The organism is Polaromonas sp. P1_H6 (genome assembly GCF_056405195.1).
In genome coordinates, this window is the sequence record NZ_JBFUCN010000001.1 from 174918 (window position 1) to 187535 (window position 12618).

Below are 12618 nucleotides of genomic sequence, written 5' to 3' on the forward strand. Positions count from 1 at the left end.
CATCTTGTCGTTGCTTAAGCGCTGGTGACCGGGATCTGCTTGAACTCGCCGGTGGCGATCTTCTTCTGCCACTCGGCCGGGCCGGTGATGTGCGCGCTGGTGCCGCCCGCATCGACCGCGACGGTGACCGGCATGTCGACCACGTCGAATTCGTAGATCGCTTCCATGCCCAGGTCGGCAAAGCCCACCACCTTGGCGGTCTTGATGGCCTTGCTGACCAGGTAGGCGGCACCGCCGACGGCCATCAGGTAAGCGCTTTTGTGCTTCTTGATGGCTTCGATGGCCACCGGGCCGCGCTCGGACTTGCCGATCATCGAGATCAGGCCGGTCTCGGCCAGCATCATTTCAGTGAAGCCGTCCATGCGGGTGGAGGTGGTCGGGCCGGCCGGGCCGACGGCTTCATCGCGCACCGGATCGACCGGGCCGACGTAGTAGATGACACGATTGGTGAAATCGACCGGCAGCTTTTCGCCCTTGGCCAGCATGTCCTGAATGCGCTTGTGCGCGGCGTCGCGGCCGGTCAGCATCTTGCCGCTGAGCAGCAGGGTCTGGCTGGGTTTCCAGCTGGCGACCTCTTCTTTCGTGAGCGTGTTGAGGTCGACCTTTTTGCTCTTGTTGTAGTCGGGCGCCCAGTTCACGTTGGGCCACAGGTCCAGCGAAGGCGGGTCCAGGTAGACGGGGCCGCTGCCGTCCATCACGAAGTGGGCGTGGCGTGTGGCGGCGCAGTTGGGGATCATCGCGACGGGTTTGCTGGCCGCGTGCGTGGGATACATCTTGATCTTGATGTCGAGCACGGTGGTGAGGCCGCCCAGGCCCTGCGCGCCTATGCCCAGCGCGTTGACTTTTTCGAACAGTTCGAGGCGCAGCTCTTCGGTCTTGCTGAGCTTGGCGCCCGAAGACGATTTGGCCTGCAGCTCATACATGTCGAGGTCGTCCATCAGGCTTTCCTTGGCCATCAGCACGGCTTTTTCGGCGGTGCCGCCTATGCCTATGCCCAGCATGCCGGGCGGGCACCAGCCGGCGCCCATGGTGGGCACGGTCTTGAGCACCCAGTCGACCACCGAGTCGCCGGGGTTGAGCATCACCAGCTTGCTTTTGTTTTCGCTGCCGCCGCCTTTGGCGGCCACGGTGACGTCGATCTTGTCGCCGGGCACCAGCTCGGTGAAGATCACCGCCGGCGTGTTGTCCTTGGTGTTCTTGCGGTCGAACTGCGGGTCGGCGACGACCGAGGCGCGCAGGGTGTTGTCCGGGTGGTTGTAGCCGCGGCGCACGCCTTCGTTGATGGCGTCGTCAAGGCTTCCGCTGAAGCCTTCCCAGCGCACGTCCATGCCGACTTTCAGGAACACGTTGACGATGCCGGTGTCCTGGCAGATGGGACGCTGGCCGGTGGCGCTCATCTTGCTGTTGGTGAGGATCTGCGCAATCGCATCCTTGGCGGCCGGGCTTTGTTCGCGTTCGTAGGCGCGTGCCAGGTGGGCGATGTAGTCGGTGGGGTGGTAGTAGCTGATGTACTGCAGCGCGGCGGCTACGGACTCGATGAGGTCGGCTTGCTTGATCGTGGTCATGGTGGGGTGGGGATCGTCGTTTTAGGGGATTTCGGGCAAACCTCGTAATTATCCGCCCTCGGCACCCGGGGCCGGCCGGCGGCTTTTGGCAAAACCCCTTAGATGAGAATCTTTCTTGTTTGCCGTCATACTTCGACTTTCTCCCCCTCTTTTTTGACAGAGCAGGACATTCCATGACGACAAGCAACAGCACGCGCACCGAGCGCGATACCTTTGGCCCCATCGAGGTGCCGGCCGACAAACTCTGGGGCGCACAGACGCAGCGTTCGCTGCAGAACTTCGACATCTCGGGCGAGCAGCAGCCGCGCGAGATCATCAAGGCGCTGGCCCAGGTCAAACGCTGTTCTGCCAGGGTGAACCATGCGCTGGGCCTGCAGGACGAGAAGAAAACAAAAGCCATCGTGGCCGCGGCCGACGAGGTGATCGCCGGCAAGCATGCCGACGAGTTCCCGCTGGTTGTATGGCAGACCGGCTCGGGCACGCAGACCAATATGAACGTCAACGAGGTGCTGGCCAACCGCGCCAGCGAAATCCTGGGCGGCGAGCGCGGCGAAGGCCGGCTGGTGCATCCGAACGACGACGTCAACCGCAGCCAGTCGTCCAATGACGTGTTCCCGACGGCCATGCACGTGGCCGCGGTCGAGGCGCTGACCCACAAGCTGCTGCCGGCCATCGCGAAGTTGCGCGCCACGCTGGCGAAAAAGGCCAAGGACTTCGACGGCATCGTCAAGATAGGGCGCACGCACCTGCAGGACGCCACGCCGCTCACGCTGGGCCAGGAGTTCTCGGGCTACGTCGCGCAGCTGGACCACGGCGACAAGCATGTGCGCGCCGCCTTGCCGCACCTGTGCGAGCTGGCGCTGGGCGGTACTGCCGTAGGCACCGGCCTGAACGCGCCCAAGGGGTATGCCGAGCAGGTGGCGGCCGAGCTGGCCGCGCTCACAGGCCTGCCCTTTGTCACGGCGCCCAACAAGTTCGAAGCGATGGCCTCGGTGGACGGCCTGGTGCACGCGCACGGCGCGCTCAAGACCCTGGCGGCCAGCATGATGAAAATCGCCAACGATGTGCGCTGGCTGGCCAGCGGGCCGCGCAGCGGTATCGGCGAACTCAGCATTCCCGAGAACGAGCCCGGCTCGTCCATCATGCCGGGCAAGGTCAACCCGACGCAGAGCGAAGCCGTCACCATGCTGGCGGCTCAGGTGTTCGGCAACGACGTGGCCATCAACTTCGGCGGCGCTTCGGGCAACTTCGAACTCAATGTCTTCCGTCCCATGGTGGCGTACAACTTCCTGCAGAGCGTGCGCCTGCTGGCCGACGGCATGGTGAGCTTCAACGACCAATGCGCCGTGGGCATAGAGCCGAACCGCGAACGCATCGCCGAACTGGTGGATCGTTCGCTGATGCTGGTGACGGCGCTGAACACCCACATCGGCTACGACAAGGCCGCCTTCATCGCCAAGAAGGCGCACAAGGAAGGCAGCAGCCTGCGCGATGCGGCGCTGGCCTCGGGCTATGTCACGGGTGAGCAGTTCGACCAGTGGGTAGTTCCTGGGAACATGGTCGGCAGGTAGATGCACACCCTCGTCCAGGCTCACTGCGTGTAGCCTGTTCCCCCCTTGCAGGGTAGGTAGGCACCCCCCCGTCGGACGCTCACTTCGTGTAGCGCCTTCCCCCCCTTGCAGGGGGCGGCGCCTGCGGCCCGGCAAAGCCGGTTCCGCGGCGCCTGCTTGCAGGGGATGTGGTTGGTTTTACCGCCTGCAGCCCGTGTGTCTGGGACAATGGGCCATGCTCAAATTCGTCCACCGCACTCTCAACCAGTTCATCAATTCGCAGTCGCTTTCGGGCGTGGTGCTGGCGCTGGCGGCCGTGCTGGCGTTGGTGGTCAGCAACTCGCCATGGAGTGAGGCTTACAACCGGTTTGTGCAACTGCCGGGTGAGCTGCGTGTGGGCGGCGACCTGCTGGTGCTTTCCAAATCCTTGCTGCACTGGGTCAATGACCTGTGGATGGCGGTGTTTTTCTTCCTGGTGGGGCTGGAGATCAAGCGTGAGCTGCTCGATGGCGAACTGGCTTCGCGCAGCCAGGCCTTGTTGCCGGCAGGCGCCGCGCTGGGCGGCATGGTGGCGCCGGCGCTGATCTATATGGCCATCAACGCCGGCGACCCGATCGCCATGCGCGGCTGGGCGATTCCGGCGGCCACGGACATTGCCTTTGCGCTGGGCATCCTGGTCTTGCTGGGCAGCCGTGTGCCGGCCTCGCTCAAGGTGTTCTTGACGGCCGTCGCCATCATTGACGACCTGGGCGCCATCCTGATCATCGCCTTCTTCTATACCGATGCCTTGTCGGTGGCCGCGTTGCTGGCCGCGGGCCTGGGCGGACTGGTTCTGCTGGCCTTTAACCGGGCGAAAGTCATGGCGATAGGACCTTACGTGGCGGTGGGGCTGGTGATCTGGCTGTTTGTTTACAAGTCGGGGATTCATGCCACGCTGGCGGGCGTCATTACCGCGTTGGCCATTCCCCTGTCTGACGGCAAGGGCGGCTCGCCGCTCAAGGCGGCTGAGCACGCACTGCATCCCTGGGTGGCTTTTGCGGTGTTGCCCATGTTTGCATTCGCCAACGCGGGGGTGTCTCTGCAAGGCGTGACGATTGGAACGCTGCTCCAGAGCGTCCCCCTGGGTATCACGGCGGGTTTGCTGGTGGGCAAGGCGGTCGGGGTGTTTGGCGCTTCGTGGCTGCTGATCCGCTTTGCCGGCGCGCGCTTGCCGGCTGAATCCAGCTGGCGGCAATTTATGGGTGTGTGTCTGCTCTGTGGTGTGGGTTTCACCATGAGCCTGTTCATCGGAACGCTGGCCTTCGCCGGGGAGGATGCCGGCTACGAAACGCAACTCAAGCTGGGCGTGCTTTGCGGTTCGCTGCTTTCCGGCGTGGCGGGTACGCTGTTGCTGCTGAGAGGCGGCCCCAAGGGGCCGGCCAAGGCCGAATAAGACTCAGTGCTTTTGCGCCGCGATGCCCGACATGATCTTGTCGGTGTAGGCAATCGCAATGGCCGACAGCAGGAAGGTGATGTGGATCACCGTCTGCGCGATCAGGACCTTGTCGGTGTAGTTGTCGGCATTGATGAAGGTTTTCAGCAGGTGGATGGAGCTGATGCCGATGATGGCCGTGGCCAGCTTGACCTTGAGCACCGAGGCGTTCACGTGGCTCAGCCATTCGGGCTGGTCGCGGTGGCCTTCGAGGTTCATGCGGCTCACAAAAGTTTCGTAGCCACCCACGATGACCATGATCAGCAGGTTGGAAATCATGACCACGTCGATCAGGGCCAGCACTACCAGCATGATGACCGTCTCGTTGAGCGTCACGACGGGTATGGCGGTCTTGTAGCCGATGCTGGTGATCAGCGATTGCAGGGCGGTCTGGCTGCCGAAGGCGGCTTCGATCAGGTGCCACAGCTCGACCAGAAAATGCACTACGTATACCGCCTGCGCGGCGATCAGCCCGAGATAGAGCGGCAACTGCAGCCAGCGGCTGGCGAAAATCAGGTTGGGCAGGGGGCGGAGCGGGGAAATCTTGCCGGTGCCGGGGGTCTGGGTGGGTTCAGTCATGATGGCGTAAGCTGGGAAGGTTGCGGCATTGTAAGAGGGCGGCGGCCACCCCCGATTCGATGCCTTTTTGTAAGGTTCAAGCCAGTCAGTGGCTTGTAAGTGCCGCAGAAGACAGTACCACGCATTCAGTGACAAACAGGAGACATAAACAATGAGCGCCCCCCAATCCGCGATCGAATCGACCCTGGTTGAAAATCGCATTTTCCCGCCTGCCCCCGCCACCGTGAAAGCGGCGCGCATTTCGGGCATGCCGGCCTACAAGGCCCTGTGCGCCGAAGCTGAAAAAGATTTTGAAGGTTTCTGGGCGCGCCTGGCGCGTGAAAACCTCAGCTGGAAAAAGCCGTTCACCCAAACACTGGATGAGTCCAGCGCGCCGTTTTACAAGTGGTTCGCCGACGGCGAGCTCAACGCTTCCTACAACTGCCTGGACCGCCATCTGGGCACGCCGACCGAAAACAAGAAAGCCATCATTTTCGAAAGCGACGACGGCAAGGTCACCAACGTTACCTACAAGGAACTGCACGCCAGGGTCAGCCAGTTCGCCAGCGCGCTCAAGGGCGCGGGCATCAAGAAGGGCGATCGCGTCATCATCTACATGCCGATGACGGTCGAGGGTGTGGTGGCCATGCAGGCCTGCGCGCGCATAGGCGCCACGCATTCGGTGGTGTTCGGCGGCTTCTCCGCCAAGAGCCTGCAGGAGCGCATCCAGGACGCCGGAGCCGTAGCCGTCATCACCGCCAACTACCAGCTGCGCGGCGGCAAGGAATTGCCGCTCAAGGCCATCGTCGATGAAGGCATCGCCATGGGCGGCTGCGAGTCGATCAAGAACGTGATCGTTTACCAGCGCACCGCCACGGCCTGCAACATGGTGGCCGGGCGTGACAGCCTGATGCACGAGATCACGGCCAAGGCGCCGCCGGTGTGCGAGCCGGAATTTGTCGGCGCCGAGCATCCGCTTTTCATTCTTTACACCTCTGGCTCGACCGGCAAGCCCAAGGGCGTGCAGCACAGCACGGGCGGCTACCTGCTCTGGGCCAAGCTCACGATGGACTGGACTTTCGATATCCAGCCGGCCGACGTGTTCTGGTGCACGGCCGACATCGGCTGGATCACCGGCCACACCTATGTGGCCTACGGTCCGTTGGCTGCAGGCGCGACGCAGATCATCTTCGAGGGCATCCCGACTTTCCCGAACGCTGGCCGCTTCTGGCAGATGATCGAAAAGCACAAGGTCACGATTTTCTACACGGCGCCCACGGCGATCCGCTCGCTGATCAAGGCCGCCGAGGGCGATGAGAAGGTGCACCCGGCGCGCTCCGACCTGAGCAGCCTGCGCATCCTGGGTTCGGTCGGCGAGCCCATCAACCCCGAAGCCTGGATGTGGTACTACAAGAACGTGGGCGGCGAGCGCTGCCCCATCGTGGACACTTTCTGGCAAACCGAGACCGGCGGCCACATGATCACGCCGCTGCCAGGCGCCACGCCGCTGGTGCCCGGCAGCTGCACCTTGCCATTGCCCGGTATCATGACCGCCATCGTCGACGAAACCGGCAAGGACCTGCCCAATGGATCGGGCGGCATGCTGGTCGTCAAGCGCCCCTGGCCATCCATGATCCGCACCATCTGGAACGACCCGGAGCGTTTCAAGAAGAGTTATTTCCCCGAAGAGATGGGCGGAACGATTTACCTGGCCGGCGACGGCGCGGTGCGCAATGCCGAGAACGGCTACTTCCGCATCACCGGCCGCATCGACGACGTGCTGAACGTCTCGGGCCACCGTATGGGTACGATGGAAATCGAATCGGCACTGGTGGCGCATTCCGCGCTGGTGGCCGAAGCCGCCGTGGTGGGGCGGCCCGACGACCTGACCGGTGAGGCTATCGTGGCCTTCGTGGTGCTCAAGCGCTCGCGCCCCACGGGCGACGAGGCCAAGGCGATCGCCAAGGAACTGCGCGACTGGGTCGGCAAGGAAATCGGCCCCATCGCCAAACCCAAGGACATCCGCTTCGGCGACAACCTGCCCAAGACACGCAGCGGCAAGATCATGCGCCGCCTGCTGCGCGGCATCGCCAAGGGCGAGGCCATCACGCAGGACACGTCGACACTTGAGAATCCTGCGATCTTGGAGCAGCTGGCTGAAAAGCAGTGAGTTGAATCAGGCATAAAAAAAGCCCGTCAATGACGGGCTTTTTTGTCGGCTTGCAAGCCGCTTATTTGGTTGCCAGAACCCAAGCCGCCAGCTTCTTGGCTTCTTCAGGGTTGACCTGTGCATTGGCGGGCATGGGCACAGGGCCCCAGACCCCCGAACCGCCCTTGATGATTTTGGTGGCCAGCTTGTCGGCGGCATCTTTCTGGCCGGCGTACTTGGCGGCGACATCCTTGTAAGACGGCCCCACCAGCTTCTTGTCGACCGCATGGCAGGCCATGCAGTTCTTGGCTGTGGCCAGTTGCAGGTCGGCCAGAGCGGGCATCGACACGGCAAAACCCGCGGTCACAAAAGCGATTACTGAAAGAATGCGTTTCATGGATTTGTCCTCGTGGGGGAGTTATGGATTCGGTTACAGTCAATTAACGTGATTGTAGTGGCGCCGGTTGACCCTTGTTTCAAGGGGATACCCCTTGGCTCGGGTCGATATTTCAGGAGAAAAACATGTATTTTTTATTGCTTGGCATTGTCGGGTTGGCGTTGAAATACCTGGAGATTGGCCCGGTTGCCACATGGAGCTGGTTCATCGTGCTGTCGCCGTTTTTGCTGGCCGCGCTATGGTGGTGGTACGCAGACGCATCGGGCTACACCAAGCGCAGGGAAATTGAAAAAATGGCCAAGCGTAAGGATGACCGCATCGACAAACAGCGCGACGCCATGGGCATGCTGTCGGCCAAGAAGAAGAAAAAATAAGCCAGCGCCGCATCAAGCCCTTTCAATCAGGTTACGCCTTCTAATCTATCTGCCTCACGTCAAAGGCGGGGCGTCCCAAAGCAAAGAGCCCGTGAAGTCTGTAACTTCACGGGCTCTTGTCGTTTCAGCTGGCTGGAGTCAGTTGCTCAATAGTCGTCCAGCACCGCACCCTTGCTGGCGCTGGAGGCATTGAAGGCGAACTTGGCCTGCACGCCGCGTGTGTAGCGCGGCGCCGGGGCCTTCCAGCCGACTTTGCGTTTTGCCAGTTCTTCATCGCTGATGTTGAGCTGCAGCAGCAGTTGTTTGGAGTCGATGGTGATGGAGTCGCCTTCGTGGATAAAGGCGATGTTGCCGCCGGCCGCCGCTTCAGGCGCGACGTGGCCGACCACCATGCCCCAGGTGCCACCGGAGAAGCGACCGTCGGTGATCAGGCCCACGCTTTCGCCGAGGCCTGCGCCTATCAGCGCGCCGGTGGGGGCCAGCATCTCAGGCATGCCCGGCCCGCCCTTGGGGCCGAGGTAACGCAGCACCATCACATCGCCGGCCTTGATCTTGCCGGCCAGGATGGCGGCCAGGGCCGACTGCTCATCATCAAACACGCGGGCCGGGCCGGTCATGACCGGGTTTTTCAGGCCGGTGATCTTGGCGACGCAGCCTTCTGGCGAGAGGTTGCCCTTGAGGATGGCCAGGTGGCCCTGGGCGTACATGGGCTTGTCGATGGGGCGGATCACGTCCTGGTCGGCGCGCGGAACCTCGGGCACATCCTTGAGTGTCTCGGCGATGGTCTGGCCGGAGATCGTCAGGCAGTCGCCGTGCAGCAGGCCGGCGGCCAGCAGCGTCTTCATGACCTGGGGAATGCCGCCGGCGCGGTGCAGGTCGACGGCCAGGTATTTGCCGGAGGGCTTGAGGTCGCACAGCACCGGCGTGCGCTGGCGCACGCGCTCGAAGTCGTCGATCGTCCATTCGACACCGGCCGTGTGGGCGATGGCCAGGAAATGCAGCACTGCGTTGGTGGAGCCCCCGGTCGCCATGATCACGGCGACCGCGTTTTCAATTGCCTTCTTGGTGACGATGTCGCGCGGCTTGATGTCTTTCTTGATGGCTTCAACCAGGACCTTGGCCGACTCCCTGGCCGAGTTCATTTTCTCGTCGTGCGGGTTGGCCATGGTGCTGGAGTAGGGCAGCGAAATGCCGAGCGCCTCGAAAGCGCTGGACATGGTGTTGGCCGTGTACATGCCGCCGCAGCTGCCGGTGCCGGGAATGGCGCGGCGCTCGATCTGCAGCAGGTCTTCGTCGCTCATGCGGCCGGCGGCGTTTTCGCCCACGGCTTCAAACACGCTGACGATGTTGAGGTCCTTGCCCTTGTAGGTGCCCGGCAGTATGGTGCCGCCATAGACGTAGATCGCCGGCACGTTGGCGCGCAGCATGCCCATCAGGCCGCCCGGCATGTTCTTGTCGCAGCCGCCGACCACCAGCACGCCGTCCATCCACTGGCCCTGCACGCAGGTTTCGATGCAGTCCGAGATCACTTCGCGGCTCACCAGCGAATACTTCATGCCCTCGGTGCCCATGGCCATGCCGTCGGAAATCGTTGGCGTGCCGAAGACCTGCGCGTTGCCGCCGGCCTCCTCGATGCCGGCGATCGCCGCGTCCGCCAGTTTTTGCAGGCCGCTGTTGCAAGGGGTGATGGTGCTGTGGCCGTTGGCCACGCCGATCATCGGCTTCTTGAAGTCCTCGGCCTCATAGCCCATGGCGTAGTACATGGAGCGGTTGGGCGCGCGCGATTTGCCCTCGGTGATGTTCTTGCTACGCGGGTTGGGGACGATGTTGACGGTCTTGGTGTTCATGGGGTGTCTCGTGGTGGTTGCTGCGATGGCTTGCCCTGGGTGCGGTCCCGGGGCTGTTATCGGAAAAGCAAAGTATGCGTGCTTTGACTGATTCTTTCCAATCCATTATTTATCATCTATTAATATGTATTGCATATGAGAGATCATTCCAGCACCTTCGACGCGGCTTCCCGCAAGCCACCCCTGATCGAGCTGCGTCTTTGGCGCCAGTTTCTGGCTGTGGCTGAGGAATTGCATTTCGGCCGCGCGGCCCAGGGCCTGAACATGACCCAGCCGCCGCTCACGCAGGCCATCGCGCAACTGGAGGCCTTGCTGGGCCTCAGGCTGTTCGACCGCACCAAACGCAGCGTGCGGCTCACGGCGGCGGGCGCCGCCCTGGTACCGGAGGCGCGCGACCTGCTGGCGCGTGCCCTGGCGCTACCCGCCTATGCGCGAGCCAGCGCCGACGGCGAGGCCGGGCGGCTGCGGCTGGCTTTTGTTTCCACGGTGGGTTTTGACCTGCTGCCGCGCTGGGTGCTGGCCTTTCGTGAGCACTACCCGAAGGTGCAACTCGAGTTGGTAGAGGCGACCGGCGATGTGCAGTTGCAGGCTTTTGAGCGCGGCGAGATCGACGCCGGCTTCATGCTGCATTCCCCCGGGTTCGCGCCGCCCGGCCTGGCCCACCGGCGCATCAGCCAGGATCCGCTGGTGCTCGCCGTGCCCGGGCAGAGCGCCTTGGCAAGCCAGGTGTCGCTTACTGTTTCGGACCTGCTGGACCAGCCCCTGGTGATTTTCCCGCGGCGCATCCTGCCGTCGCTTTACGACGCGATTTTTGCGATGTACCACGCCTCGGGCCGCCTGCCGCGGGTGGCCCAGGAAGCCATCCAGATGCAGACCATCGTGAACCTGGTGTCCGCCGGCCTCGGCGTGGCCTGGGTTCCTGAAAGCGTGCGGCAGTTCCAGCGGCCGGGCGTGGTGTACCGCAGCGTGCCTGCCGGCAGGCCTTCCGCGCGTGGTGGCGCGCGGAGCGCTTCGGTGGTGGTGCCCGGCTGCGAGACCAGCCTGGTCTGGCCGGTCGCCAATGCCAATCCGGCACTGGCACGCTTCATGGCGTTTATCGACGCTGAAAGCGGTTAAAGGCCTCGTCCTGTTGGCGTTGCCGGCGTGCCGCCACCGCGCTTTGCTGCTGCTGTCTTTCCGCCGGGCTGAGTTCACGCTGCTCCATCCTGCGCTGGGCGATTTCGCCGGCGCTGCTGCAGCGTGCGCCGTGGTTGGCCTCGCAATTGGCAATGATCTGCTTGTCGGAGACCTGCGCCTGGGCTTGGGTGTTGCCTTTGCGCAGGCCGCCCAGCGAGGGTGTGGCCTGGCGCGACCCGCCGCTGGACCGCTCGCCAGCCGCTGCTCGGTCATCTGCCGCCGCGTTTTCCGCCGCCCAGTCCTTGGGCGCGGCGGCGGTGCCGTTGCCGTAAAGCGAACCTGGCTTGCCTGGCACCGGCATGCCATCGGCCGGCGCCACTGGCGCTGCAGCGGTAGGCGCGCGCATGATGAGTTTTTCGCCGTTTCCCCCCTGGGCAGCGCACGGTATTTGTGAAAACACCTTTTTACCGCCCGCATCAAGGCACTGGTAAACCTGTGCCGCCGCGTGGTTCGCCAAAAACAGGCCAAGGCTGGCAAGGAGGGCAGGGCGAAATGAGTGGCGCATGTGAAGGTCCGGTACGGCGTTGTATGTAGTGTAGGGCTCGCGTAAGCCCATTCCTACGAGGCTTGCGTGCAAAATACCGCCCATGCTTATCCACCCGCAAATCAATCCCGTCGCGCTGCAACTCGGCCCGCTTGGCATCCACTGGTACGGCCTGACCTACCTGGCGGCCTTTGGCCTGTTTTTTTTCCTGGCGACGCGGCGGCTGCGGCACCAGCCTTTTGTTTCCATCACCGGCCCGGGCGCCTGGTCGCGCAGGGATATCGAGGACATGCTGTTCCTGGGGGTCATGGGGGTGGTGGTGGGCGGGCGGCTCGGGTATTGCCTTTTTTACAAGCCGGGCTACTACCTTACGCATCCGCTGGAGATCTTTTTTGTGTGGCAGGGCGGCATGAGCTTTCACGGCGGCATGCTGGGTGTGCTGGCCTCGCAGTGGTGGTTTGCGCGCTCGCGCCAACGGCCCTGGCTGCAGGTGATGGATTTTGTGGCGCCTTGCGTGCCAACGGGGCTGGCAGCGGGGCGTGTCGGCAATTTCATCAATGGTGAGCTCTGGGGTCGTTTCAGCGACCCGGCCTTGCCATGGGGCATGGTGTTTCCGGGCAGTGGCTCCATGCAGCCGCGCCATCCCTCGCAGGTCTACCAGTTCCTGCTGGAGGGCCTGCTGCTCTTCGTGTTGCTGTGGCTGTATGCGCGCAAGCCGCGCAAGACGGGCCAGGTGTCGGGCGCCTTCCTGCTGGGGTATGGCGTGTTCCGCTTCATCGCCGAGTTTTTCCGTGAACCGGACGAGTTTCTCGGCATCCTGGCCTTGGGCATGAGCATGGGCCAATGGCTGTGCGTTCCCATGATTGCCGGCGGTGCCTGGCTGTGGATATGGGCGACAAAGCGCGCTGAGCCGGCCTGAGGGCTTGCAAGCCGTCTTTGATTGAGAGACTGGTGCCCGGCCTCAGTCCAGGAGGCCTGGCACTCGGGCGCCAGCGCGGTGTCGTGATCCCGCTAGGGTTTCTCCCCTGTCGTTTTCATGCACATCCT

Annotated in this window: 11 protein-coding genes; 6 read left to right on the plus strand and 5 right to left on the minus strand. The window is 63.3% G+C overall.

Annotation, left to right across the window (positions count from 1 at the left end; translation table 11 throughout):
- Positions 1-14: 14 nt before the first annotated feature.
- Positions 15-1565, minus strand: a complete 1551-nt coding sequence (locus tag AC1D1F_RS00830) for a fumarate hydratase (protein ID WP_477654582.1) — start codon at positions 1563-1565, stop codon at positions 15-17.
- Between the two features lie 173 nt (positions 1566-1738).
- Between AC1D1F_RS00830 and fumC the strand changes: the two genes are divergently transcribed.
- Both fumC and nhaA read left to right on the plus strand, forming a co-directional pair.
- Positions 1739-3136, plus strand: a complete 1398-nt coding sequence (gene fumC / locus AC1D1F_RS00835; protein WP_477676762.1) for a class II fumarate hydratase — start codon at positions 1739-1741, stop codon at positions 3134-3136.
- 214 nt (positions 3137-3350) lie between these two features.
- Positions 3351-4547, plus strand: a complete 1197-nt coding sequence (gene nhaA, locus AC1D1F_RS00840) for a Na+/H+ antiporter NhaA (protein ID WP_477676761.1) — start codon at positions 3351-3353, stop codon at positions 4545-4547.
- A gap of 3 nt (positions 4548-4550) precedes the next feature.
- Here nhaA and AC1D1F_RS00845 read toward each other — a convergent pair whose 3' ends face one another.
- Positions 4551-5165, minus strand: a complete 615-nt coding sequence (locus AC1D1F_RS00845; protein WP_477676760.1) for a YqhA family protein — start codon at positions 5163-5165, stop codon at positions 4551-4553.
- A gap of 151 nt (positions 5166-5316) precedes the next feature.
- Here AC1D1F_RS00845 and acs point away from each other — a divergent pair, with 151 nt between their 5' ends.
- Positions 5317-7314 (plus strand): acetate--CoA ligase, encoded by a 1998-nt coding sequence (acs, locus tag AC1D1F_RS00850; RefSeq protein ID WP_477697413.1) that lies wholly within the window; start codon positions 5317-5319, stop codon positions 7312-7314.
- Positions 7315-7375: 61 nt separating this feature from the next.
- On the opposite strand, the gene AC1D1F_RS00855 is transcribed toward acs, so the two are convergent.
- A complete protein-coding gene (locus AC1D1F_RS00855) occupies positions 7376-7690 on the minus strand; it encodes a c-type cytochrome (protein ID WP_477676758.1) in 315 nt (104 codons plus the stop codon).
- A gap of 125 nt (positions 7691-7815) precedes the next feature.
- Here AC1D1F_RS00855 and AC1D1F_RS00860 point away from each other — a divergent pair, with 125 nt between their 5' ends.
- Positions 7816-8064, plus strand: a complete 249-nt coding sequence (locus AC1D1F_RS00860; protein ID WP_477676768.1) for a TIGR04438 family Trp-rich protein — start codon at positions 7816-7818, stop codon at positions 8062-8064.
- A gap of 146 nt (positions 8065-8210) precedes the next feature.
- Here AC1D1F_RS00860 and ilvD read toward each other — a convergent pair whose 3' ends face one another.
- Entirely contained in the window at positions 8211-9911 is a 1701-nt protein-coding gene (gene ilvD, locus AC1D1F_RS00865) for a dihydroxy-acid dehydratase (RefSeq protein WP_477700622.1), read from the minus strand.
- A gap of 135 nt (positions 9912-10046) precedes the next feature.
- On the opposite strand from ilvD, the gene AC1D1F_RS00870 reads away from it, so the two are divergent.
- A complete protein-coding gene (locus tag AC1D1F_RS00870; protein WP_477677490.1) occupies positions 10047-11027 on the plus strand; it encodes a LysR family transcriptional regulator in 981 nt (326 codons plus the stop codon).
- Here the strand turns inward: AC1D1F_RS00870 and AC1D1F_RS00875 are convergent.
- Positions 11005-11730 (minus strand): DUF4124 domain-containing protein, encoded by a 726-nt coding sequence (locus AC1D1F_RS00875; RefSeq protein ID WP_477700623.1) that lies wholly within the window; start codon positions 11728-11730, stop codon positions 11005-11007. The two genes, AC1D1F_RS00870 and AC1D1F_RS00875, sit on opposite strands and share 23 nt — an antisense overlap.
- Between AC1D1F_RS00875 and lgt the strand changes: the two genes are divergently transcribed.
- The gene (gene lgt, locus AC1D1F_RS00880; protein ID WP_477677488.1) at positions 11675-12490 is read left to right on the plus strand and encodes a prolipoprotein diacylglyceryl transferase; all 816 of its coding nucleotides are present in this window, start codon (positions 11675-11677) and stop codon (positions 12488-12490) included. The genes AC1D1F_RS00875 and lgt overlap by 56 nt on opposite strands.
- Positions 12491-12618: the final 128 nt, after the last annotated feature.